The organism is Paraburkholderia silvatlantica (assembly GCF_003096715.1).
Classification (GTDB): Bacteria; Pseudomonadota; Gammaproteobacteria; order Burkholderiales; family Burkholderiaceae; genus Paraburkholderia; species Paraburkholderia silvatlantica.
Window position 1 is genome coordinate 112,319 of record NZ_QEOL01000002.1, and the last position, 23,236, is coordinate 135,554.

The 23,236-nt window shown below is 61.1% G+C and carries 20 protein-coding genes and 2 pseudogenes; 12 read left to right on the plus strand and 10 right to left on the minus strand.

The window, feature by feature from the left end; genetic code table 11:
• Positions 1-360: 360 nt before the first annotated feature.
• The 4 genes from C7411_RS02810 (at position 361) to C7411_RS02815 (ending at position 2,079) form a co-directional block, all read left to right on the plus strand.
• Positions 361-987 (plus strand): LysE family translocator, encoded by a 627-nt coding sequence (locus C7411_RS02810; RefSeq protein ID WP_110383222.1) that lies wholly within the window; start codon positions 361-363, stop codon positions 985-987.
• Positions 988-1,182: 195 nt separating this feature from the next.
• Positions 1,183-1,347 carry a hypothetical protein gene (locus C7411_RS37295; protein ID WP_165822733.1) on the plus strand — a complete coding sequence of 55 codons (165 nt, stop codon included), beginning with the start codon at positions 1,183-1,185 and terminating at the stop codon, positions 1,345-1,347.
• Between the two features lie 43 nt (positions 1,348-1,390).
• The gene (locus tag C7411_RS37300) at positions 1,391-1,558 is read left to right on the plus strand and encodes a hypothetical protein (protein WP_165822734.1); all 168 of its coding nucleotides are present in this window, start codon (positions 1,391-1,393) and stop codon (positions 1,556-1,558) included.
• Between the two features lie 134 nt (positions 1,559-1,692).
• Positions 1,693-2,079 (plus strand): ecotin precursor, encoded by a 387-nt coding sequence (locus tag C7411_RS02815; protein ID WP_110383314.1) that lies wholly within the window; start codon positions 1,693-1,695, stop codon positions 2,077-2,079.
• A gap of 57 nt (positions 2,080-2,136) precedes the next feature.
• On the opposite strand, the gene C7411_RS02820 is transcribed toward C7411_RS02815, so the two are convergent.
• The 5 genes from C7411_RS02820 to mnmE all read right to left on the minus strand — a co-directional run bounded on the left by C7411_RS02820 (position 2,137) and on the right by mnmE (position 6,292).
• On the minus strand, positions 2,137-3,162 hold the full coding sequence (locus C7411_RS02820; protein ID WP_258365409.1) for a S1C family serine protease: 1,026 nt from the start codon (positions 3,160-3,162) through the stop codon (positions 2,137-2,139).
• A 263-nt stretch (positions 3,163-3,425) separates the two neighbouring features.
• Positions 3,426-3,662, minus strand: coding sequence for a hypothetical protein (locus C7411_RS02825; protein ID WP_110383220.1), 237 nt, complete (start codon positions 3,660-3,662; stop codon positions 3,426-3,428).
• Positions 3,663-3,806: 144 nt separating this feature from the next.
• Positions 3,807-3,998 carry a hypothetical protein gene (locus tag C7411_RS02830; RefSeq protein ID WP_110383219.1) on the minus strand — a complete coding sequence of 64 codons (192 nt, stop codon included), beginning with the start codon at positions 3,996-3,998 and terminating at the stop codon, positions 3,807-3,809.
• 425 nt (positions 3,999-4,423) lie between these two features.
• The gene (locus C7411_RS02835; protein WP_110383218.1) at positions 4,424-4,735 is read right to left on the minus strand and encodes a DUF4148 domain-containing protein; all 312 of its coding nucleotides are present in this window, start codon (positions 4,733-4,735) and stop codon (positions 4,424-4,426) included.
• 156 nt (positions 4,736-4,891) lie between these two features.
• The gene (gene mnmE / locus C7411_RS02840; RefSeq protein WP_110383217.1) at positions 4,892-6,292 is read right to left on the minus strand and encodes a tRNA uridine-5-carboxymethylaminomethyl(34) synthesis GTPase MnmE; all 1,401 of its coding nucleotides are present in this window, start codon (positions 6,290-6,292) and stop codon (positions 4,892-4,894) included.
• Between the two features lie 363 nt (positions 6,293-6,655).
• On the opposite strand from mnmE, the gene C7411_RS02845 reads away from it, so the two are divergent.
• The gene (locus C7411_RS02845; RefSeq protein WP_110383216.1) at positions 6,656-7,075 is read left to right on the plus strand and encodes a helix-turn-helix domain-containing protein; all 420 of its coding nucleotides are present in this window, start codon (positions 6,656-6,658) and stop codon (positions 7,073-7,075) included.
• A 135-nt stretch (positions 7,076-7,210) separates the two neighbouring features.
• Here the strand turns inward: C7411_RS02845 and yidC are convergent, their stop codons facing one another.
• The 4 genes and pseudogenes from yidC to rpmH all read right to left on the minus strand — a co-directional run bounded on the left by yidC (position 7,211) and on the right by rpmH (position 10,003).
• Positions 7,211-8,890: a membrane protein insertase YidC gene (gene yidC / locus C7411_RS02850; RefSeq protein ID WP_110383215.1), complete on the minus strand. Its 1,680-nt coding sequence runs from the start codon at positions 8,888-8,890 to the stop codon at positions 7,211-7,213.
• 30 nt (positions 8,891-8,920) lie between these two features.
• Positions 8,921-9,151: a membrane protein insertion efficiency factor YidD gene (gene yidD / locus C7411_RS02855; RefSeq protein ID WP_042266160.1), complete on the minus strand. Its 231-nt coding sequence runs from the start codon at positions 9,149-9,151 to the stop codon at positions 8,921-8,923.
• Between the two features lie 203 nt (positions 9,152-9,354).
• A pseudogene (gene rnpA / locus C7411_RS02860) lies at positions 9,355-9,777 on the minus strand (ribonuclease P protein component); the annotation flags it as partial.
• Positions 9,778-9,868: 91 nt separating this feature from the next.
• Positions 9,869-10,003, minus strand: coding sequence for a 50S ribosomal protein L34 (gene rpmH / locus C7411_RS02865; protein WP_026120950.1), 135 nt, complete (start codon positions 10,001-10,003; stop codon positions 9,869-9,871).
• Positions 10,004-10,425: 422 nt separating this feature from the next.
• Between rpmH and dnaA the strand changes: the two genes are divergently transcribed.
• The 5 genes from dnaA (at position 10,426) to C7411_RS02895 (ending at position 20,462) form a co-directional block, all read left to right on the plus strand.
• A complete protein-coding gene (gene dnaA / locus C7411_RS02870; protein ID WP_220025053.1) occupies positions 10,426-12,003 on the plus strand; it encodes a chromosomal replication initiator protein DnaA in 1,578 nt (525 codons plus the stop codon).
• Positions 12,004-12,291: 288 nt separating this feature from the next.
• On the plus strand, positions 12,292-13,395 hold the full coding sequence (dnaN, locus tag C7411_RS02875; protein WP_110383213.1) for a DNA polymerase III subunit beta: 1,104 nt from the start codon (positions 12,292-12,294) through the stop codon (positions 13,393-13,395).
• Positions 13,396-13,508: 113 nt separating this feature from the next.
• Positions 13,509-15,980 carry a DNA topoisomerase (ATP-hydrolyzing) subunit B gene (gene gyrB / locus C7411_RS02885; protein ID WP_110383212.1) on the plus strand — a complete coding sequence of 824 codons (2,472 nt, stop codon included), beginning with the start codon at positions 13,509-13,511 and terminating at the stop codon, positions 15,978-15,980.
• 530 nt (positions 15,981-16,510) lie between these two features.
• Entirely contained in the window at positions 16,511-17,299 is a 789-nt protein-coding gene (locus C7411_RS02890; protein ID WP_116603277.1) for a Hachiman antiphage defense system protein HamA, read from the plus strand.
• A gap of 46 nt (positions 17,300-17,345) precedes the next feature.
• Positions 17,346-20,462 carry a DEAD/DEAH box helicase gene (locus C7411_RS02895; RefSeq protein ID WP_181431304.1) on the plus strand — a complete coding sequence of 1,039 codons (3,117 nt, stop codon included), beginning with the start codon at positions 17,346-17,348 and terminating at the stop codon, positions 20,460-20,462.
• A 63-nt stretch (positions 20,463-20,525) separates the two neighbouring features.
• Here the strand turns inward: C7411_RS02895 and C7411_RS38830 are convergent.
• Positions 20,526-20,828, minus strand: a pseudogene (locus C7411_RS38830) (DUF3732 domain-containing protein); the annotation flags it as partial.
• Between the two features lie 321 nt (positions 20,829-21,149).
• Here C7411_RS38830 and C7411_RS02905 point away from each other — a divergent pair.
• Positions 21,150-21,869, plus strand: a complete 720-nt coding sequence (locus C7411_RS02905) for an AAA family ATPase (protein ID WP_110383208.1) — start codon at positions 21,150-21,152, stop codon at positions 21,867-21,869.
• Positions 21,764-23,080, plus strand: coding sequence for an ATP-dependent nuclease (locus tag C7411_RS02910; RefSeq protein ID WP_165822735.1), 1,317 nt, complete (start codon positions 21,764-21,766; stop codon positions 23,078-23,080). The genes C7411_RS02905 and C7411_RS02910 overlap by 106 nt, the downstream gene beginning before the upstream one ends.
• The last annotated feature ends 156 nt before the right edge of the window (positions 23,081-23,236 follow it).

The following is a 23,236-nucleotide window of genomic DNA, read 5'->3' on the forward strand; positions in this document are numbered from 1 at the left end:
GCCGTGGAGGTTTGCAGCGTGGTGTCGAGCGCCGCGATACGTCCAGCCTGGGTCTGCCGGGCGTTCAGGAGCACTCCGAAGCATCGATTACATAGTCCCGCGCCTTATCCAGCAAGGCGCAGCCGGTTATAGCGGGAATAGGACAATCGAACCTGCTTTGATTTAAACGGGTAATGGATTGCCGGGCGGCCAATGACGCAGCGCACCCAAAGTCGCATCGCCACCAATTGGGAACGCGCGCATTAATGGATTGGCGACAGAATAAAAACGATGCCAGGCGTCCATGAGGCTCTCGAAACGAAGCCGCTTGCATAGCGCAAAAGTTCGTGGATAAATCGGGCTTCCCAATGGAGGAACCCCATGACTTTCGCTCACTGGCTGCCGTTCGCGATTGCGTCGGCCATTCTCGTGGCCATTCCCGGCCCCACCGTGCTGCTCGTCGTTTCCTACGCGCTTGGCCACGGCCGCCGCTACGCGCTAGCAACCACGGCGGGCGTCGCGCTCGGCGACTTCACGGCCATGACCGCTTCCATGCTCGGACTCGGCGTGATACTCGCGGCTTCCGCCACGCTGTTCTCGGTGCTGAAGTGGATTGGCGCCGCCTATCTGATCTATCTGGGCGTGAAGCTCTGGCGCGCGCCCGTTGGCGAAGGCGACGCACCGGATACCTCCGAGACGCGCACCGGCCGCATCTTCGCGCATGCGTACGCCGTCACCGCGCTTAACCCGAAGAGCATCATTTTCTTCGTCGCCTTCGTGCCACAGTTCATCGATCCGCATATGGCCATGACGCCGCAGATCGTCGTGTTCGAAGCCACCTTCCTCGCGCTCGCGACGCTCAACGCGTTCGCCTATGCGCTGCTCGCGGCGGCAGCGCGCAAGGTCGTGCGCAGCCCGCGCGTGCAGCGCGTGGTCAATCGCACGGGGGGCACGCTGCTCATCGGCGCCGGACTTTTTGCTGCCGCGTGGCGAAAGTCGACGGCATAGAGGGCGCATTGGGATCGATGGCGACCTCGCGCGGCGCACGCTCCGGGCGCCGCGCGGACCGGGCACGCAGGCTGCTTGACCCGGTTGTGATGGTTGGCGAACATTGTTTTCAAGCTTCAGTGCGCGCCCAATGGGCAAACTGTCGCGTCCTGGCTACAATGCAATTGCAAACCGCTTGACAACCAGGAGTCAATCGTGATCGAACACGTAATACTGGGCGCGTTTTTGGTGATCCCCCTTGTCATTGTCGTCTTCCTGTTTTCCGACGAGATCCTCGAGGAGCATCGACAACGCGTGGAAGCGGGAGACGGACATCATATCGACTGGCGTCATCCGCTACGCAGTCTTCTGCATCACTGAGCGGGAGCACGAATCGCGCGGATAAACGCGCCGAAGCACATGGGTGGCACTCGTGGATTTCGAGTTCTCCTGGATGGCTTACTTCGTCGCCTTGTTCGTGCTGATGGCGCTGTCCGTTGCGCTCACCCTTCTCTGGCCGTCCGCTGGGCAGCGTGGCAGCACGCCGCGCGCACACGAGGCAGACGCGCACGACGGCGCGCACGCACGCTGACCGGATTCGCTCCCGGCCAGCGCGCCGGCAAGCCACACCCTTCGGTAATTCGGCGTTACCACTTGCAGCACCTGTATCCAGCGATCAGGCTGACAATCGCTCGCATGTTTTCAAAGGTTCTCTGGGAGAACGACATGCGAAAGATGGCAGCCGTTTTGGTGCTGGCGGGGTGTGCGCTGTCGGCAGGCCCCGCGAGCGCGCACGATCACGGCGGTGACGTGGTGGGTGCGCTGGTCGGCGGCGCGTTGATTGGCGCCGCGGTGGGCGCCGTGCTCAATAGCGGCCCGGCGGTGGCCTACCCGGCTCAGCCGGCCTATGTGCAGCCCGAGCCCGTGTATGCCCAGCCGGCGCCGGTTTATGCCGCCGCCCCGGCCGGCGCGGCGTGTTACGACCCGTATTCGGGCCGCTACGTGCCTTGTGCGCCGGCCCAGCCCTCGCCGCCGCAATATGACGACGGCTACGCGCAGCCCGGCTACTACGGACAGCAGCCGGTTTATGCCCAGCCGGGCGGCGGCTGGTAATGCGTGAAGTGGCGCACGCCACAGTGCGCCGCCCGGCATCGTGGCTGCTCCTCGCGCCTAGTTCGTTTGCTCGACGGGCGTCACGCTCAGGATGAGTCGCTGCGTCAAGCGGATCACACCGATTTCCACTGCGCGATCAATGCGCGACACGTCGAACAGACGCTGCAGCGTGTCGATACCGTCCACCGCCACGCCGTCGATCGTCACGATCGTGTCGTCCACGCGCAGGCCGCTGAGCGCCGCGGGACTGCCCTTGACGATTTCCATCACCCGCACGCCGGTTGTCGCGCTCAGGCCGAAGTAACGCTGCACCTTGCGCGCGATCGGCACCGTGGTGCCGGCAATGCCGATATAGGCACGCCGCACCCGGCCGTGCGCGAAGAGTTGCGTGATAACCCACTTTGCCGTGTCGATGGCCGTGGCGAAGCAGATAGCCTGCGCGCCCGGAATGATCGCCGTATTCACGCCAATCACCTGACCCGCCGAATTGATGAGCGGGCCGCCCGAGTTGCCCGGATTGAGCGCGGCGTCGGTCTGGATCACGTCGTAGATCATGCGGCCGGACTCCGAGCGCAGCGAGCGGCCGAGCGCCGACACCACACCCGTCGTCACCGTTTGGGCGAGGCCGAGCGGGCTGCCCACGGCGATGGCAATTTGCCCGACGCGCAGGCCCGCCGAATCGCCGAGTTGCGCGTGCGGCAGCGCTTCTGCCGCGCCGATACGCAGCACGGCGAGATCCGTGCTCGGGTCGTCGCCGACGAGGTCGGCGCTCTGCGTCGTGCCGTCCGCAAGCGTGACGCTCAGCTTACTTGCGCCATGCACCACGTGGCTGTTCGTCAGCAAGTAGCCGTCCGGCGTGAACAGGAAGCCCGAGCCGCTGCCGCCGCGCGCGGGGGCCTGGCCCGATGCGCGGCGCTCGACGGCAATGTGCGCGACGGCCGGCTGCACGCGCTCCAGCGCGCCGATCACGGTTCGCGAATAGGCGTCGAGGAGCGCGTCGTCGTCGAAGCCGGGGCGCTGGCCCGCGCCGTCGGATGGGACGCCGCGAGCCAGATCGTCAATGAAGGAAGGTCGTCTGCCCACGATCTGCATCTCCGAAAATAGTGGGCTCTACATGCAGGGGGCGCACGACGTTTTCAAGAGCGCGCACCAGGTTGGCCGAAACGTCAAGCTCCTGATCGCCGCAACTGCTGCGGTGCTTTTTTCGTCTGCCAGGCCGCTGGCGAGCGCCCCGGAAAAGAAAAAAGCCCGCTCGCGCGGGCTAATCCATGCTCGGGTGACATGGCGAGGTTAATCGGCAATTCGCGGCGCCGGGCGCGCGCGAAGCAAACGCATGAACCGGTGAATCAGGCGGCCAGCGCCTCGCGCACCGCTGCGCCGGGCGCAGGCCGCCGCGCTTCGAGTTCGACCATGAGCGCGTCGACCGTGCGGAACTGGGACGGCGTGATCTGGGCAAGGTCAAGCAATGCGCACAGGCGCCCGTACCAGTAATCGAGTGAAAAGACTGTCGGCGTCGTGCCGGCCGATAACGAGGGCGCCATTGCGCGCGTGATATGCGCGATCTCGTCGTCGATGAATCTCATGGTTGCCCCGTGCGCTGGTCCAAGGTCTTGTGAATACGTGTCTCGCCACTTTAGTTCGGCGGCAGCGCGTGTCCAGCTATCACATCGGATAGGTCAAGTTCATAAGTCAGACGTCAAGCTTTCAGGAAGCTTGTTACGGTCCCCTTAATGTCGCCAGCCGTGGCCGTAATAGCCGCCTACGCCAACCCCGATATCCACAGCCGGCGCGGCATAGTAGCCCGGCGCATAGCCGTAGTAGGCCGGCGCAGGCGCGTACGCGTACGGCGGCGCCACCACGCAACCCGTGAGGCCGGCCGACAAGCCAGCGAGAGCAATAACGCAGAAGAGTGTTTTCATCGTCGTTCTCCTATGCCACGGATTGTCGGCGAGCCACGCCGAGGCAAGCGTTTGGAAAAGCAACGATGTGTGTCCACAAATTACAGCCGCGCGCAGCGGCCGCTGGGCGTTTGTGGAGGCACAGAGGAGCGAGTTAGCGGGCGCAAGCGTTGAAGCGTCTGCAAGACAATTGCCCGTTTTCGAACTTATGGATTGATCGCACTACGAATTAAATGACGTCGCAGTTAGCTCGTAGTGCGTTGAAGTGAGGCTGAACAAGCTTTGCTTTTGAGCAGAGTCGCCGATTCGCTCGACGGTCGCTGGAAAAAGCGCCCAGGCCAGAAGGCCCGAGCGAAGCCGTCGCGTCAACGACGGCGGAGGTATTCGTTTAGGTATACGAAACGCCTGCGATGGATCATCACAAGCGTTTCAACAGTATTGCCGTGTTACGGATGGTTATACATCGCGTTCCAGTCTGCCTTGGACACCGCCGGGCGGCCTGCATCCGAATTGCCGGCCGCCACGCCGCCGTAGCCGCTGGTTGCGCCGTTCGCGGCGGCCACCTTGGCTTCGGCGGCGAGAAGATCGTCGGGGTAGTGCGGGTCCGCCCCTGCGCCCGGATGCCAGCCCGCCTTCGCGAGCTGCTCCAGCTCGGCGCGCACCTGGGCGCGGGTCACGGGTGCATTCGATTGCGCGAACGATGCCATCGGCACCACGAGTGCAACGGCGACGGCTACGGTCTGGATCAGGGACTTCATGCTAACTACCTCCTTTGGTTTTTGATTCGGCGCGACAACATGTCTGCAACCGATGAGAGGAAGTCTAGGAGGATTGCCGCTGAGGGTTAACCCTCGGGATTCGAAGGGATTGTTCCAGGTTGAAGAAGAATGGGCGGGGCGCGGCGCGCTTGCGGGTTACTTCCCGATACAAAACCGGCTGAAAATCACACCCAGCAGGTCATCGGATGTGAACTCGCCGGTGATCGAATTCAGCGACTCCTGCGCGAGCCGCAGCTCCTCGGCGAACAGATCGAGTAGTTGCGAATTCTGGTCGGCGTGCGCCGCCGCCTGTGCGAGATGCTCGCGCGCCGCGCGCAGCGCGATGAGATGCCGCTCGCGCGCGAGATAGACGCTCTGCGCATCCGCCTGCCAGCCTGCAATGCGCAGCAGCTCGGCGCGCAGCAGCCCAACGCCGTCGCCCTGTTTCGCGGAAAGACGCAATTCGCAGATTTCGCTGCCGTTCACGGCACGACGCTTCGCCACTTCGGGCGGCACACCGGTCAGGTCGGTTTTGTTCAGCACGCGCACGACCGGCACACCGGCGGGAAAGCGCGCGGCGATCACCTCGTCCCCGGCGTTCATGCCCGTGCGCGCATCGAGCAGATGCAGCACCACGTCTGCGCGGCCGATCTCGCTCCACGTGCGCTCGATGCCGATCTTCTCGACTTCGTCCTCCGTGTCGCGCAAACCTGCCGTGTCGATGACATGCAGCGGGATGCCTTCGACCTGGATGGTTTGGGAAATCTTGTCGCGCGTCGTGCCCGCAACGGGCGTCACAATCGCGAGCTCCGCGCCTGCCAGCGCGTTCAAAAGCGACGACTTGCCTACGTTGGGTTGTCCCGCGAGCACGACCGAAAGTCCCTCGCGCAGCAGCGCGCCCTGGCGCGCTTCGGCGAGCACGTGGTCGAGCTGCTCGCGAATACGTGCGAGTTTGCCGCGGGCGTCCGCGGCCTCGAGGAAATCAATCTCTTCTTCGGGGAAATCGAGCGTCGCCTCCACCAGCATGCGCAGCGTCACGACGTCGTCTACGAGGGCATGGATGTCGCGCGAGAACGCGCCGTCGAGCGAGCGGCCGGCCGAGCGCGCCGCCGCTTCGGTGCTCGCCTCGATCAGGTCTGCGACGGCTTCCGCCTGGGCCAGATCGAGTTTGTCGTTGAGGAACGCGCGCCGGGTGAATTCGCCAGGTTCGGCGAGGCGCAGCCCGAACTCGCGGCCGGCCTCGATGCAGCGCTGCAAAACGAGTTGCAGCACGATTGGGCCGCCGTGGCCCTGCAGTTCAAGTACGTGCTCGCCCGTGTACGAATGCGGCGCGGGGAACGACAGCGCGATACCCCGGTCGAGCACCGTGCCGGCGCCGTCGAGGAAGGGGACGTAGCTCGCGTGGCGCGCAACCAGGTCCTGGCCCGTGAGGGCTCGCATCAACGCGACGGTCGCCGCCCCGCCGGCGCGGCCGGCCGAGACACGCACGACACCAATCCCGCCGCGTCCGGGTGCAGTGGCAATGGCGACGATGGGATCGGAATCGGTGGCAAGCATGATGGGCGTGGAACGTAGGGCAGGGCTGGAATCGGGATGCAGTGCGGGGACTCGGTGGGTCTCGCGGGCACTCGCAAAGTGCGAGGCATTGTAACGCGCCAGAGAAGGCCTTTTCCGGCTGGAAACCCGGCTGAGATTCGTCTCGCCTTATCTCAAATTAGCTAAGATTGGTCTCAAGGAATTCTGTCAGATTTCAGTTAATTCGAGCGCCAGATTTCATCAACGTCTTGCCACAAAGGAATTCGCGGAGATCTCGACCGAAGTCATACGACAACCAGAAGCAGGTGAATTATCGCTTATATACGTTAAATATAGCCTAACTGGTTGTCATCTTCGGCGATTTCGGGTTGCACAATCTCGCCCATGCCGACCTCCGACGAAAAAGCCGCCTTTGCCGAGCGTCTCAAGTTCGCCATGAAGCGCGCGCCCGAAAAGCTGCGCGGCAGCACCGACCTGGCAAACAAGTTCAACCTGCGCCATCACGGCGAGCATCCGGTTTCGCCGCAAACCGCTCACAAGTGGCTGAGCGGCCGCACCATTCCCACGCAGGACAAGCTCGAGACGCTGGCGAACTGGTTTGACGTGGACATCCACTGGCTGCACTACGGTCCTCCCGGCAACGCGGGCGCGAGCGTGCCGCGGCCCCGCAAGCCCGACGGCAAATATCCGGTTTCCGAGGAAACGCTCGAACTGGCCTCGAAGATCGAGTCGCTCAGCGCCCATCACCGCTATCTCGTGCAGGAACTGGTCGCCCAATTCTACGGCGACGCGGACAAGCGCTAACGCGCGCACACGAAAGCTGCGCTCTGCGCCGTCAAGGAAATGGCGCTCCGCTAATGCAAAAAGCCGTCCGGTTCACACCGGACGGCTTTTTTTCGAGCCCTGATTCAGGTGGCGGCATCACTGCCGCCCCGGCCCTCAGGCAGCGGCCTTCTTCTTGCCTTTGCCCATCATGCGCGTGATGTAGTACTGCTGCGCGATCGAGAGCACGTTGTTCACGACGTAGTACAGCACGAGGCCCGCCGGGAAGAAGAAGAACATGACCGAGAACGCGATCGGCATGAACATCATCATCTTCGCCTGGACCGGATCCGGCGGCGTCGGGTTCAGCTTGGTCTGCACGAACATCGAGACGGCCATCAGTACAGGCAGGATGAAGAACGGGTCCTGCTGCGAGAGGTCGTGAATCCAGAGAATCCACGGCGCACCGCGCATTTCCACCGACGAGAGCAGCACCCAGTACAGCGAAATGAACACCGGAATCTGGATCACCACCGGCAGACAGCCGCCGAACGGATTCACCTTCTCCGTCTTGTAAAGCTCCATGAGCGCTGCGTTCATCTTCTGCGGGTCGCTCTTGAAGCGCTCGCGCAGCGCCTGCATGCGCGGCGTGATTTCCTTCATGCGCGCCATCGACTTGTAGCTGGCGGCGGAGAGCGGAAAGAACACGGCCTTGATGAGCAGCGTGAGCAGCACGATCGACCAGCCCCAGTTGCCCACGTAGCCGTGGATCTTCTCGAGCAGCCAGAAGAGCGGCTTCGCGATGATCGTCACCCAGCCGTAGTCCTTCACGAGTTCCAGACCCGGCGCGATGCCTTCGAGCATGCGCTCTTCCTGCGGACCCGCGAAGAGGCGCGCCTGCACGGTGTCCGTCGCACCCGGTGCGATCGTGCCGAGCGGCTGCTTCACGCCCACGCGGTAGAGCGAGTTGTCGAACTTCTCGACGTAGATGCTGCGTTTGACGCCTTGCTGCGGAATCCACGCGGTCGCGAAGTAGTGCTGCACCATCGCGATCCAGCCGTTGTCGGCCTGGGTCACGAAGTCGGCCTTGTTCTTGTCGATGTCGCCGAACGTGATCTTCTGGAAGTGATGCTCGTTCGAGTACACCGCCGGCCCGATGAAGGTGTGCGAGAAGCGCGGCGTTTCGACCGGCTCGCTGTCACGCACGATTTCCATGTAGAGCGTGGGCGAAACGGGCGCGCTGCCGACGTTCTGCACCTTCCAGTCCACGCCGATCACGTAGCTGCCGCGCGTGAACGTGTAGGTCTTGGTGACCTTCACGCCGCCCTTCTCGGGCGACTGCAGCGCGATCTGGAAGGAGCTGGCGTCGCCGGTCAGCTCGCGCGGGCCTTCGACTGCCGTGAACACGTCGTTGTGGTTCGGGAAGTCGCCGCCGAGCAGGCCCGTGCGCGCGAGGTACGTGTGGTCGTTGGTGTGGTCGAACAGCGTGATGTACTGGTCGGGGCCCTTGCCATCGGCGCTTTCCTTCACGAGCGAAAGCTTCACGAGCGTGCCGCCGCGCGTGTCGATCACGCCATCGTAGACGTCGGTGCGAAAGTGAACGAGCTGTGCTGCGGCTGCAGCCGGCTGGGCGGTGTTCGTCGGCGCCTGGCCCGCGGCGGCGGCGGCCGTCGGCAGGTCGGACGCGCCATTGGCGGCGCTAGCCGGCGCAGGGCCGCCCGCGGCGGTTTGCGTCTGCGTTTGCGTCGCGTTCGGGAAGAACATCGACTGGCGTCCATGGTCGCGCTGCCAGTTGTCGTACAGCATGACCGCTGACATGAAGAAGATGACCCATAGGACGGTGCGTTTGATATCCATGCGTTGTCTCAGTGTCGATGGAATGGCGCGTCAGCGCTTTTTCGGAGAGGCAGGCGGGACGAGATCGATGCCGCCCGCCGAAAACGGATGGCAGCGGCACAGCCGCCGCGCGGCGAGGTAAGTCCCACGCGCGGCGCCATGATACTGGATTGCCTCGCGTGCGTAATCCGAACAGGAAGGATAAAAACGGCACCGGCTGCCGAGGAGGGGACTCACGGCAAGCTTGTAGAAACGCAGCAGTGCGATCAATACCGTTTGCATGGCGTTGCGGCCTGGCTGCGCCGCGTTCGATGACGAACCCCGTGCCGCTTGCGCGGCGGCTACGTCGGATATGCCGGACTCGCGCGCCCCGCTCATGATGCGCGGGTCTTGCTCTCGTCCGGCGGCAAATCTTTACCGGCCTGGGCATGCGCCGGCTCCCCGGCTGCCTGCCCACTTGGTGCCGCAGCCTGCGTCGCGCAAGGGGTGCGCGCAGATGTCGCAGGCGCAGCGCCGCCACGCCGCGCGACTTCGCGCGCGGCCTTTTCGAGCAGCGTCTCGATCTCGCCGCGGCACAACGCTTTGAGCGCCGGCGAAGACGCGCCCGGCAGCGCCTTGCGGTCGAACTTCGTATGCAGGCGCAGCAGCAGGTCGAAACCGTCGAACTGCGCACGGCGCACACGAAACGCTTCGCGGGCAATCCGGCGCACCAGGTTGCGCGTGACCGCGCGCGGCGCGTACTTCTTGCCGATCACGAGCCCGAGCCGCGCCTCGTTGCCGGTGGGCCGGCCGTACACGACGAAGTGTTCGGTGCGGCGCCATGGGCGCAAACGAAAAACGGATGAGAACTCATCCGTTTTCAGTAGCCTTGCGGCTTTCGGAAAAGCGGCTTGCGTTCGCGACGGCATGACGCCCCGATCAGTTACCAGGCTCGTCCTGTTCGCCGTGCTCGCGAGCGGGCCGCTACCCGTGATTTCGCTGATAGCGATGCTGCCCGACTTAGACGGCGAGGCGCTTGCGACCCTTCGCACGGCGTGCGTTGATCACTTTGCGGCCACCAGCGGTCTTCATGCGCACGCGGAAACCGTGGGTGCGCTTGCGACGGGTAACGGAAGGTTGGAAAGTACGTTTCATGTTGCTCTCACTGTTGAGTTTTGACCGCGGCGAGCATCGCGGAAAAAGGCAATGGCCGGTGGTACTAGGGATTGGTTTTCGAGGAACCCGTTATTTAAGCCGGTTTTTCGTTGGCCGTCAATAGGTTAGGCAATCGAACCTTCTGGAACGGCCAAGCGGCGCTGCCTCGGCCACGGAAAGGGCGCGAACGAGCGTGCGTTGATCCGTCCCTGTGGATAACTTCCTGGGGAGGGGATTTCGGCGTTAGAATCTCGCCTATCCCAAGAATCCTGCATGCCGCTCCGGCCCGCCTGCTTGCCGCAAGACCTTTGCCGCGCGGGCTTCCGGAGCCATTGCCGTCGCCTCGTCAGGGCCTCGTCGCGTATGTGCGGCAAGAGCGGAGCGACAGACTTGCATGCAAACAAAACGACCACAGCAACTCGATGAACGAATTCTGGCAACACTGTTCCGCACTGCTGGAGCGTGAGCTAACGCCCCAGCAGTACGTGACGTGGATTAAACCGTTGGCCCCGGTTGCCTTTGATGCTGCGGCGAACACGCTGCAGATAGCCGCTCCCAACCGTTTCAAGCTCGACTGGGTCAAGAGCCAGTTTTCGGGCCGGATCGCCGATCTGGCGCGCGACTTCTGGCAGACCCCGGTCGACGTGCAGTTCGTCCTCGACCCGAAGGCAGGCATGCGCGCGCCTCACGTCGCACCGGCACCTGCGGCCGCGTCGCGCGCGCCGCTGGCTGCCGCGCCTGCGGCGGTCGCGAGCGCAGCCGCCGCGCCGCAACCGGCCGCCATGACTGGCGGTACGGGCCTCGCCGGCATGGTGCAAGCCGCGTCGGCCGCCGCCGCGCAGGCCACCGCCGAAGACGCCGCCGACCTCGACCTGCCGAGCCTCGACGCCAACGAGGCCGCCGCCGGCCGCCGCACATGGCGTCCGGGCCAGGGAGCGGCTGCGGCCGCTTCGAGCGGCGAGCCGGACCCGACCTACGAGCGCTCGAAGCTCAACCCGGTGCTCACGTTCGACAACTTCGTGACGGGCAAGGCGAACCAGCTCGCGCGCGCGGCCGCGATCCAGGTCGCCGACAACCCCGGCATCTCGTACAACCCGCTGTTCCTCTACGGCGGCGTGGGCCTCGGCAAGACCCACCTGATCCATGCGATCGGCAACCAGCTCCTGCTCGACAAGCCCGGCGCGCGCATTCGCTACATCCACGCCGAACAGTATGTGTCCGACGTGGTGAAGGCCTACCAGCGCAAGGCGTTCGACGACTTCAAGCGTTACTACCACTCGCTCGACCTGCTGCTGATCGACGATATCCAGTTCTTCTCGGGCAAGTCGCGCACGCAGGAAGAGTTCTTCTACGCGTTCGAGGCGCTCGTCGCCAACAAGGCGCAGGTGATCATCACGAGCGATACGTATCCGAAGGAAATCTCGGGTATCGACGACCGTCTGATCTCGCGTTTCGACTCGGGCCTGACCGTAGCGATCGAGCCGCCGGAGCTGGAAATGCGCGTGGCCATTCTGATGCGCAAGGCGCAATCGGAAGGCGTCAGCCTGAACGAGGACGTGGCGTTCTTCGTCGCGAAGCACCTGCGCTCGAACGTGCGCGAACTCGAAGGCGCGCTGCGCAAGATCCTCGCGTACTCGAAGTTCCACGGCCGCGAGATCTCGATCGAGCTGACCAAGGAAGCGCTCAAGGACCTGCTGACGGTGCAGAATCGCCAGATTTCGGTCGAGAACATCCAGAAGACGGTGGCGGACTTCTACAGCATCAAGGTCGCCGACATGTATTCGAAGAAGCGCCCGGCGAATATCGCGCGCCCGCGCCAGATCGCCATGTATCTGGCCAAGGAGCTCACGCAGAAGAGCCTGCCGGAAATCGGCGAGCTGTTCGGCGGCCGCGACCACACCACGGTGCTGCACGCCGTGCGCAAGATCGCCGACGAACGCACCAAGGACGCCCAGCTCAATCACGAGCTGCACGTGCTCGAGCAGACGCTGAAGGGGTAATACACATCAGGCGGCGGCACTGGAATGGCGGGGCTCACGGTCGTATTCCGAAGGATTTGCCCTGTTTATTTCGCGGATCGCCCCCAATTTAGGGAAGTGGTCCGTTTTCAGGCACAATATGGGTTTAACCGCCCGGCGGTCCGGGGCGGGAACCACGCCGCGGCCTGTGCTGCATCAACCGCCTGAGCGGCGCCAAAGTAGCCGGGCGCACCTGCAGATTCGTGGGGTCGCGTCGGCAATACCGGCGCCAGGCGGGCGCGCAGACCGTCACATCAACGAAGGAACTCTATGCAACTGGTCAAGACCGAACGCGATAACCTGCTGAGGCCGCTGCAAACGGTGAGCGGCATTGTCGAACGCCGCCATACGTTGCCGATCCTCGCCAATCTGCTGATCACCAAAACCGGTTCCGACGTCTCGTTCCTGTCGACCGACCTCGAGTTGCAGATCACCACGACTGCCGATTTCGGCGTCGGCAACGACCAGGTGGCCACGACGGTCGCGGCGCGCAAGCTGCTCGACATCCTGCGCGCCATGCCCGACGGTCAGGTCACGCTCACGCTCGCCGACAAGCGCCTCACGGTGCAGTCGGGCAAGAGCCGCTTCGCGCTGCAAACGCTCGCCGCGGACGAGTTCCCCACGGTGGCGCAGGCCAAGGACTTCGGCGCGAACCTCGCGGTGCCGCAGAAGACGTTCCGCCAGTTGCTCGGCATGGTGTATTTCGCCATGGCGCAGCAGGACATCCGTTACTACCTGAACGGCATGCTGCTCGTCGTGGACGGCGACCAGCTCATGGCAGTCGCGACCGACGGCCACCGCCTCGCGTTCTCGTCGATGAAGATCGAAGGCTCGTTCGCGCGCCAGGAAGTCATCATCCCGCGCAAGACCATTCTCGAACTGCAGCGCCTGCTCGAAGACATCGACGATTCGCTGAAGATCGACATCGGCGCAAGCCAGGTGAAGTTCACGTTCGGCCAGGTCGAGCTCGTCTCGAAGCTCGTCGAAGGCAAGTTCCCCGACTTCCAGCGTGTGATCCCGAAGGCGCACAAGAACACCTTCCAGATCGGCCGCGAAGAACTGCAACGCTCGCTGCAACGCGCGGCGATTCTCACGTCCGACAAGTTCAAGGGCGTGCGCTGCATCATCGAGCCGGGCCAGCTCAAGATCATGTCGACCAACGCCGACCAGGAAGAGGCGCAGGAAGAGCTGGAAATCGCCTACCAGGGCGACACCATCGACATCGGGTTCAACGTCACGTATCTGCTCGACGTACTCGCGAACCTGAAGGTCGACACGCTGGAAGTGAGCCTCGGCGACGCCAGTTCCAGCGCGCTCATCACGATTCCCGAGAACGAGGAATTCAAGTACGTGGTGATGCCGATGCGCATCTAAAAAGCGCGACAGAAGAAGAACACCAGGGGGCGCTGCGCCCCTTTGGCGTTTTTATGGCTTTTTGAAAAAGTCTCGAGCAGTAACACAGGCAGTACGCAGAACCGGAAAATTCCATGACTGATACGAACAACGCGCAACCCGACAACAGCTACGGCGCCTCGTCGATCCAGATCCTCGAAGGTCTGGAGGCAGTGCGCAAGCGGCCCGGGATGTACATCGGCGACACGTCGGACGGCACCGGTCTGCACCATCTCGTCTTCGAAGTGCTGGACAACTCGATCGACGAAGCCCTCGCCGGCTACTGTAACGACATTCACGTGGTGATCCACGCGGACAACTCCATCTCGATCACCGACAACGGCCGCGGCATTCCCACGGACGTGAAGATGGACGACAAGCACGATCCGAAGCGCAGCGCCGCCGAAATCGTGATGACCGAGCTGCACGCGGGCGGCAAGTTCGACCAGAACAGCTACAAGGTCTCGGGCGGCCTGCACGGCGTGGGCGTGTCGTGCGTGAACGCGCTCTCGAGCTTCCTGCGTCTCACGGTGCGCCGCGACGGCAAGAAGCACTTCATGGAATTTCACCGCGGCGTGCCGCAGAACCGTGTGCTCGAAGAGCGCGACGGCCACGCGGTCTCGCCCATGCAACTGCTCGGCGACACCGAGAATCGCGGCACCGAAGTGCACTTCATGGCCGACGAAACCATCTTCGGCAGCGTGGAGTATCACTACGACATTCTCGCCAAGCGTATTCGCGAGCTTTCGTTCCTGAACAACGGCGTGCGCATTCGCCTGACCGACCAGCGTACCGGCAAGGAAGACGATTTCGCTTTCGCGGGTGGCGTGAGGGGCTTTGTCGAGTACATCAACAAGGCCAAGCAGGTGCTGCATCCGAACATTTTCTACATTCAGGGCGAGAAGGACGGCGTGGGCGTCGAAGTGGCGATGCAGTGGAACGACAGCTACAACGAAAGCGTGCTGTGCTTCACCAACAACATCCCGCAGCGCGACGGCGGCACGCACTTGACCGGCCTGCGCGCGGCGATGACGCGCGTGATCAACAAGTACATTGCCGACAACGAAATCGCGAAGAAGGCCAAGGTGGAAACCTCGGGCGACGACATGCGCGAAGGATTGTCGTGCGTGCTTTCCGTGAAGGTGCCGGAGCCGAAGTTCAGTTCGCAGACGAAGGACAAGCTGGTTTCCTCGGAAGTGCGTGCGCCGGTGGAAGAAGTCGTGGCGAAGGCGCTCGAAGAGTTCCTGCTGGAAACGCCGAACGACGCGAAGACGATTTGCGGCAAGATCGTCGACGCCGCGCGGGCTCGCGACGCCGCGCGCAAGGCGCGCGAGATGACGCGCCGCAAGGGCGTGCTCGACGGCGTGGGCCTGCCGGGCAAGCTCGCGGACTGCCAGGAGAAGGATCCGGCGAAGTCGGAGGTCTATATCGTCGAGGGCGACTCGGCAGGCGGCTCGGCCAAGCAAGGCCGCGATCGCAAGTTCCAGGCAATCCTGCCGCTGCGCGGCAAGGTGCTGAACGTCGAAAAGGCCCGCTACGACAAGCTGCTGTCTTCCGAGCAGATCGTCACGCTCATCACCGCGCTCGGCTGCGGCATCGGCAAGGACGACTACAACCTCGACAAGCTGCGCTATCACCGCATCATCATCATGACCGACGCGGACGTGGACGGCGCGCACATCCGCACGCTGCTGCTCACGTTCTTCTATCGCCAGATGCCGGAGATGATCGAGCGCGGCTACGTGTATATCGCGCAGCCGCCGCTGTACAAGCTCAAAGCGGGTAAGGACGAGCGTTATCTCAAGGACGATTCCGAGCTCAACGCGCATATGCTGCGTCTCGCGCTGCAAGGCTCGGAGCTCGTGCCGAGCGAAGGCGCGACGCCGATCTCCGGCGACGCGCTCGGCGAACTCGCGCGCTCGTACCAGCTTGCGCGCGGCGTGGTGGATCGTCTGTCGCGTCTGTACGACGAGCGCGCGCTCGAAGCGATCATGGACGGCGTGGCGATCGACCTGTCGAGCGAGGCATCGACCGAGGCTTCGGCGCGCGCCCTCGAAGCGCAGTTGCGCGACGATCCGCTCAAGCCCGAGGTGAGCGTGGTGCCGATGTACGACCAGGTGCGCGAGCAACGTTCGCTGCGCGTGGAGCGCCGCCATCACGGCAACGTGAAGGTCTCGGTGATCGACGAGGAGTTCCAGCTCACCGCCGATTATCAGCAGCTCGTGAACACGGCCAACACGTTCAAGGGCTTGATCGGCAAGAACGCCGTGATCAAGCGCGGCGAGCGCAGCATGGCCGTCAACGACTTCAAGAGCGCGATGAAGTGGCTGATCGCCGATGCCGAGCGCAACGTGTCGAAGCAGCGCTATAAGGGGCTTGGCGAGATGAACCCCGGGCAGCTGTGGGAAACGACGATGGACCCGACTGTGCGGCGTCTGCTGCGCGTGCAGATCGAGGACGCGATCGCCGCAGACGGCATCTTCACGACGCTCATGGGCGACGATGTCGAGCCGCGTCGTGCGTTTATCGAAAGCAATGCGCTGCGGGCGGGGAATATCGACGTTTGATCGTCTGTGTAGGTAGACGCATAACCTGAGAAAAAAAGACCCATAAGTTGAGAAACTTATGGGTTTTTCGCATTAATAGTGCGGAATTATAGACGATTCATTTACGTGCACCTGCACTTCCCAAATATCTCCGAGAGCGAGTGAGCGTCTAAGAAATCGGTAGCGGCGTGGAGAAGCTAGCCTTCCGGAGGGCGCATATTTCTGGAAGGATGCCTCTCAAGTCGACGTCGACCAGTCGTGGAATCGGGCGAAGTCGGTGACGCTGGCAAGATACACGCAACGTGTTCGACGTTTTTTGCTGAGAGCTCGATGACGTATCGCATATCACTAAAGCTTTGAATGTCGGGCCTCAAGGTCGATTGCCGGTTTTGGCTACGACCGTTGAAGAACGGGCGCTTGCGAAATCGCCAGCTTTACGGCCCTGCAGATTGACGAAAGTGCAGAGGTACGTTTGCTATTCTTACTAGAAGAGAAGTTCATGCTTCACGCTCCACCGTTGCGGAGGCTCGACGATGCCGCCTCCTGAGCACATGGGTTGGTTTGTCGCTCACCCGTCAATCAACACGACCGCAGGCAGAAGCGTTAGCATTTTCGAGTTCGCGCATCAGCCGGACGATGCAATCCTGGCTGCATGGGCTCGTCATTTTCGGGAACACTATTGCCTAGATGCCGACATCGATGTCCTTAGAGGTGGCACCGGCCTTTCGCGTGCTCAGTTTTTGATTGAGCGGATTTTTCCGAACGCGGAAAATCCAGGACCCGCCGTTCGGGCGGGCGATTTCGCGGAGATACTCGTTTCGGACTTTCTCGAGTACAGCCTGGACCACTGGGTGCCTCGCTGGCGATTCTCCGAAAAAGCCACCCCAAATGAGTCGGTCAAAGGCACTGACATCATCGGACTGCGAATATGTCCGAACGGAAATGCTTTTCAAGACACGCTGACGACGTTCGAAGTGAAGGCTCAGTTGTCTGGTGGTCGTGCAAGAGCTAGATTGCAGGATGCCGTCGACGATGCCGCGAAAGACCGGGTAAGGCAAGCGTACACGCTCTTAGCCATGAAGCGCAGAGCGCATCTGATTCGCGATACCGAACGAGTGGCGTTGGTGGAACGCTTTCAGCTGAAAGCTGATAGACCATTCACAGAACAAGTCGGTGCCGCCGCTGTCGTCAACAATTTGGTGTTCGACGCTGAGCAGATAGCTGCGACCTCGACAGTTGCGCATCCGCCCGGGACAGCTCTTCTCTTGCTGGTCATCCGAGGCGAAGACTTGATGACGCTCGCTCACAACCTCTACGAAAGAGCCGCAAATGAGGCCTGAGGCCAATTCTCGACGCTTATTCGGCATTACGCAGGCAAAGGCGCGTATGTTCGAATATGCGGTACCAGAGAACCACCATCTCGCAATCCCTCCCGGCACCCATCCCGAAGACCTCTTTCTTCTCACCATTGGAATCTTGGGGGACGAAGCGGCCGCGCTGTGCGAGCAGTACGAACAACGAGCGACCCTTGTCGCCTCTGGTGTTCCGACCGACCGACAAGGTCTGCGCTTTGCGGCATCTTTCTTTCATGCCTACGTCGCCGCACGCTTCGACGATGAGTTGGACGACGAGGTTCTGACGCTCGCTGCGGCATCGTTCTACCTGTCGGAGACGCCAGGCAGTAGCGTGGTGATAAGTAATCTTCTCGCGGACCGAGGTTTTCCGGTTGATGACCCGCTCCCGACGGTCTTACGGTTTGCACTGGCGAATCGCTTGACAGACGCGTACGTTGCCCCTGAATACCGGTTCTCGCTCGAACTGCGAGCGGTGTCAGCCGCTGCGTCTGAACTGCTCACCCGCGTCGGCGGCGACGAGCGCATTTTGCTGCGCAATGCGGCAATCCTTCGTCGGGTGGTCTACGCGAGAGGAAGCGCCCGTGAGGTAGCCCTTGTCGACGTGTGCGTAGCAACCATTCTCCGCAAGGTCAGCAACTCAAGTCGTTTGAATTTGCCTAGATATTCTAGGCTCGACGATGAGGCATGGTTGGACGTATTTCTCAAACGAGACTTCGTCTCGGAGCTTTGGCCGTCACAACGGCTCTTGGGAGAATCGGGCGTCTTCGCCGGTGCCTCAGCCGTTGTGCAGATGCCAACGAGTGCGGGGAAAACTCGGGCGGTCGAACTGGTGATACGAAGCGCAATCTTGGCGAACAACGCGCGCACCGCTGTGGTGGTCGCGCCCTTCAGGGCGCTTTGCCACGAGATTTCGATGTCGCTGCGGCAGGCCTTTGCTGGGGAGCAGGTATCAATCGACGAACTGTCCGACGTTCTGCAGGAAGATTTTACGGAGCTGCTGGCCGAGTTGCTCGGAGAGGAGCACCAACCTCGACCTCAAATTTTGGTGCTCACACCGGAAAAGTTTTTGTACGTACTGCGCCAGTCGCCGGAGCTTGCGGAAAAGATAGGCCTTGTCATCTACGACGAGGGACATCAATTCGACTCGGGAGCTCGAGGCGTAACCTACGAGCTGCTGCTCACAACTTTGAAAAGTGCCCTACCGAGAAAGGCGCAGATAATTCTCGTCTCAGCGGTGATTTCGAACGGGGAAGTCGTCGGACGATGGCTGCTGGGCGAGCGCTCACGCGTTGCCCGAGGCGAGGACCTTGCCCCTACGCAACGTTCCGTAGCGTTTGCAAGCTGGAAGACAGCGCTTGGAACTCTGCAGTTCAATGCCTTGGGTGCAGCCGAAGACTTTCCTTACTTTGTTCCACGGATTATTGAGTCGGTCAGATTGCCTCTACTAGGTCGCGAGCGGCGAAATCGGGTATTCCCTGAAAAAGATGATGCCGCTGACGTTGCGCTGTACCTAGGGTTGAAGCTAGCACCGCAAGGCAGTTCCGCAATCTTCTGCGGTCGAAAAGACAGTGCGGCGGGTATTGTTGCAAAGGCGGTCGAATACTTCTCACGTGGTGTTCCATTTGATGCACCTAGTACCGCTGCGGACGCGGATGAACTGCGACGGCTTGTCCATTTGCACGTCAAGCATTTTGGCGGGGATGCCGTCGTAACAATGGGGGCCAGGCTCGGTATTCTGGCTCATCACGGCAACACGCCCCAAGGCCTACGCGTGTGCATTGAACACGCGATGAAAGAATCTCTGATTCCTCTCGTGGTATGTACGTCGACTCTGGCACAGGGAGTCAATTTACCGCTCAGATACCTGATTGTTTCAAGCATTTACCAAGGTGGTGAGCGTGTGAAGGTTAGAGACTTTCATAATCTCATGGGCCGTGCTGGACGCGCCGGCATGCATATCGAGGGCTCCGTCATCTTCGCCGATACCCGCGTCTTTGATGACAAAGACGCTCGGCAACGCCGGAATCGGTGGCGATGGGATGCCGTTAGAGAACTGCTTGATGCTCGAAACGTGGAGCCAACTGGTAGCTCGCTTCTGGCTCTCGTCGAACCGATTGTGAACGATGACGGTTCCGAGGAGGTCCAGAATGCGTTCGATGTGGCCGTTGCTTTGCTCGCCGACGAAGACAATGCACTGGCGCAAATCAACGACGACCCCGTCTATCTGCGCGCGGTGCGTGCCACGCCTGAGGCAGTTGCGCGACAGGTCAAACATAAGGCCCGATTGCTGAACGCTGTTGCCAGCTTTTTGCAGGCTAGTCGCGGCGACGAAGAGTTCGAGCAGTTCCTTCAACAAGTCGAAGGCCTCGCTGAAAGCACTTTCGCCTTTATGCTCGCGTCAGACAACCAAAAGGAGCTGCTCAAGCGGATATTCGTCGAAGTCGCACGAGCTGTGCATGACCGCGAGCCGGATACGGTCGCGCAACGACGCAACTCCAGAACGCTCCTCGGCCTCAACGCGCTCGCGAAGATTTACAGATGGTGTGAGGACCATCGCGAAGATGTACTGGCGTCGCTTACACAAGAGCAATTGCTGTCGACGATATGGCCTCTCCTCGCCGCAGTCAGCGAAGACGAGCTATTCTCAAAGTGCATCGGTAAGGAGCACCTTGAACATATCGCGCAACTGTGGCTTTCGGGTCAGCCGTACTACCGAATTGAGGAGGAAATACACAGAAGGCGCATTGCAAAACGCCATGGGACAGGCCAACGTCGGTTCACGTCCGGAGACGTTGTGGACATCTGCGACAACTGCTTCGGATACGAGTTTTCACTTTATCTCACTGCACTGGTTACTTTCTTCGAGCGAGGGGACGAGGCCGATAGACCACCGACTGTCGAATTGCTGAAACAACTGCAAAGCGGCCTGAAGTATGGATTACCTAATGCCCTGCTGGTGGCAATTCACGAAACGGGCTTCTCAGACCGCATGCTTGTGCAAGATTTGCAACCGAGCTTAATCGGCGTCGAGGCAGTGCGCGCCGAGGTGATTGGCCGCGTTCGAAATGTGCAAGTCGAAGTACGAGAAGTTCTTCAGCAGTACCCACACTATTTTGAATCGATTCTCGACACCATCGTGGAAGCTTGATGGCTCGCTTGCGAGTATCTGGGGTTCAGGGCGAGCCCGCGCGGGACGGGAACTCATCCAGTTCTCTCCGCTGCCGACTTCCCATAGGTACTCTTTTTTCCCGTCTTCGGTTTTACTGAAACTGAGAGTGAGTTCCTGCTTGTCCAGTTTTACCTTACCACGCTGTTCCAAACCCAGCGCATTTGCGTATTTGCTGATTTGCCCTGTCAGCGCGTCGTCGACAAGCGCTTCTCTACGTTCGGAGTCCACCTCAGCCAGGTATTTTGCGATTTCCTCAATCTGCTTTGTAATCTCTGCAATTTGAAGAGATAGCTCGTCGGTATCGCGAAGTGGCGCGAAAAAACCTAACCATCTTGCACACTTCATCGCAATGCTTCAGCGAGCGTTACGCAAAGGCGAGTGCTATAGCTTGCGCGGCCACTTCGCTATATCACGAACGCGGATGGACCTCTTCGCCGAACCACCGAGGAATGAGATTCCCCTGCGACCTTGAAGTGTTCGACGTGAACGACAACGACCTTGCCGTCGGTGTGTGCGACGTCGTTGATACGTTTCCACTGGCCGCCTTGGGCGTGACGGAATAAATAGAACGATGCTTCGACAGGGTTTGGCAAATCCGAAAACCACCTGAGGCATCCTACTGTGTTTAAATTGTACGCAAGGAAATCCACCAGCCCGGGGACAAACATGCGCATCGAATCAATTCACATTAAAAACCTCAGGTCCATCAAGGACGCGAAGGTTTCCCTTAACCAATACAACTGCTTTGTCGGACCGAACGGCGCGGGGAAATCCACATTTTTGTTCGCGCTAAATGTCTTCTTCCGTGAGACCGATGGTGCATCTACCGACGTGGCACTTCTGTCGGCCGAAGACTTTCACCGAAAGGACACATCTCAGCCCATCGAAATCACGGTGACGTTCTGCGACCTTAACGCCGAAGCAAAGGAAGAATTCAAAGCCTACTTCCGAATGGACCGCCTGACCGTGACCGCGAAAGCAACGTTCAATGCCGGCACGGGAAGAGCGGAGGTTCGGCAATTCGGCCAGCGACTTGGGATGGCGGAGTTCATGCACTTTTTCGAGCGCATGGGCGACAAGGCCAAGGCCGATGAACTGAAGCAGATATACGGAACACTACAGGCCCAGTTTGACCTTCCAAAGGCCGCAAGTCAGGCTGCGATGGCAGAGTCCCTCAAGTCCTACGAGGCAGACCGTCCCGGTGACTGTATTCTGATTCCCAGCGAAGACCAGTTCTACGGCGTCAGCAAAGGCACAAACCGACTTCAGAAGTATCTCCAGTGGGTCTCTATATTCCTGCGGTCAAAGATGCTACCGCTGAGCAATCGGAAGGGAAGGCTACAGCTCTTGGGAAACTGGTCGCCCGGACTGTCCGTTCCAAGGTAAATTTCGCTGAGCGTCTGACGGAAATGGCGCAGCGTGCGCGAGATGAATATCAGCAGCTTCTTGACGAAAGTCAGGGGGCACTGGCAGATATATCTGACTCGCTACAGACGCGTTTGATGCAGTGGGCGCATCCTGACACCAGCCTGCGTGTGAGTTGGCAACAAGACCCGGACAAGTCGGTTAGGGTTGAGGAGCCGTTCGCAAAGATAATTGCCGGCGAGGGAACTTTCGAAGGAGACCTGGTTCGCTTTGGTCACGGTTTCCAACGCTCCTTTCTACTAGCCCTGCTGCAGGAGCTGGCAAATCAGGGAGAGACGACAGAGCCTCGACTCATCCTTGGCTGTGAGGAACCGGAACTATACCAACACCCTCCCCAGGCTCGCCATCTTGCAGGCGTTCTGAACGCATTGGCTGAGGGCGGTTCACAGGTTCTCGTAACGACCCATAGTCCATTGTTTGTCTCGGGCAACTCGTTCGAAAGCGTTCGGATGGTGCGGCGCGATTCGGACACGAAGGCCTCTTACACCACTCAGCCGCTACCAGCCAAGATTGGTGAGAAGTACGCGGAGCTGACCGGCGAAAAGCCGCTCGACCCTCGGGGGTCGCTTGCGCGCATTGCGCAAATACTGCAGCCGACACTGACCGAGATATTCTTCGCCCAGAGGGTAATCTTGGTGGAGGGTATCGAGGACGTCGCGTACATCAACTCGTGGTTGACACTCACGAACCGCATGCCCGAGTTTCGTAAGGCCGGATGCCACATCGTTCACGTCGATAGCAAGAGCAACATCCTGCGTCCAGCAATCATCGCTCAGCAGCTAGAAATCCCGGTCTTTATCGTCTTTGACGGCGACGCGGACTGCAAAGAGGAGCATAAGCACCATCATGTGAGAGATAACGCAGCCCTGCTGAAACTAGTGGGCGGCGACGACAAGACGCCGATACCGGCAGAGACCATTTGGGCCGGCAACCACGCAATCTGGCGCACAAATCTCGGAGATACTGTCGACGCGGAGCTCTTGGAGGGGATGGGCGCGAATGCCTACGAAAAAGTGAAGAACGAGGCCCACGCATCCTATGGAAACGCCAAGGGCCTTCACAAGAATCCGTTGCTCATTGGGGCGAAGCTCGCCTTAGCTGTCGACAATGGAGGCAAATCCGCGTCGTTGGACAAGCTCTGCGACCTCCTTCTCGAGTTCGGCAAACGCTGACCAATTGTCCACTATCGTTCTCTGCGTCAGCCGATGTCGTCTCGCCACGGGCTGACGCGGGACCACGGATGGGCTGCCTCCAAACTCCGCTTCAGTCTGCCCCCCCCCGGAGCGAATGTTTCCCTCAGGAATCACCGGCGAGGCGGAGGTAAAATC

Coding starts and splice junctions, on each gene's coding strand:
- mnmE (WP_110383217.1), bottom strand. CDS start 6,292: ATGCTTGCCACCGATTCCGATCCCATCGTCGCCATTGCCACTGCACCC.
- C7411_RS02890 (WP_116603277.1), top strand. CDS start 16,511: ATGGGTTGGTTTGTCGCTCACCCGTCAATCAACACGACCGCAGGCAGA.
- rpmH (WP_026120950.1), bottom strand. CDS start 10,003: ATGAAACGTACTTTCCAACCTTCCGTTACCCGTCGCAAGCGCACCCAC.
- C7411_RS02810 (WP_110383222.1), top strand. CDS start 361: ATGACTTTCGCTCACTGGCTGCCGTTCGCGATTGCGTCGGCCATTCTC.
- gyrB (WP_110383212.1), top strand. CDS start 13,509: ATGACTGATACGAACAACGCGCAACCCGACAACAGCTACGGCGCCTCG.
- yidD (WP_042266160.1), bottom strand. CDS start 9,151: ATGCAAACGGTATTGATCGCACTGCTGCGTTTCTACAAGCTTGCCGTG.
- C7411_RS02895 (WP_181431304.1), top strand. CDS start 17,346: ATGTTCGAATATGCGGTACCAGAGAACCACCATCTCGCAATCCCTCCC.
- C7411_RS02845 (WP_110383216.1), top strand. CDS start 6,656: ATGCCGACCTCCGACGAAAAAGCCGCCTTTGCCGAGCGTCTCAAGTTC.
- yidC (WP_110383215.1), bottom strand. CDS start 8,890: ATGGATATCAAACGCACCGTCCTATGGGTCATCTTCTTCATGTCAGCG.
- C7411_RS02830 (WP_110383219.1), bottom strand. CDS start 3,998: ATGAAAACACTCTTCTGCGTTATTGCTCTCGCTGGCTTGTCGGCCGGC.
- C7411_RS02905 (WP_110383208.1), top strand. CDS start 21,150: ATGCGCATCGAATCAATTCACATTAAAAACCTCAGGTCCATCAAGGAC.
- C7411_RS02835 (WP_110383218.1), bottom strand. CDS start 4,735: ATGAAGTCCCTGATCCAGACCGTAGCCGTCGCCGTTGCACTCGTGGTG.
- C7411_RS02825 (WP_110383220.1), bottom strand. CDS start 3,662: ATGAGATTCATCGACGACGAGATCGCGCATATCACGCGCGCAATGGCG.
- dnaA (WP_220025053.1), top strand. CDS start 10,426: ATGAACGAATTCTGGCAACACTGTTCCGCACTGCTGGAGCGTGAGCTA.
- dnaN (WP_110383213.1), top strand. CDS start 12,292: ATGCAACTGGTCAAGACCGAACGCGATAACCTGCTGAGGCCGCTGCAA.
- C7411_RS02815 (WP_110383314.1), top strand. CDS start 1,693: ATGCGAAAGATGGCAGCCGTTTTGGTGCTGGCGGGGTGTGCGCTGTCG.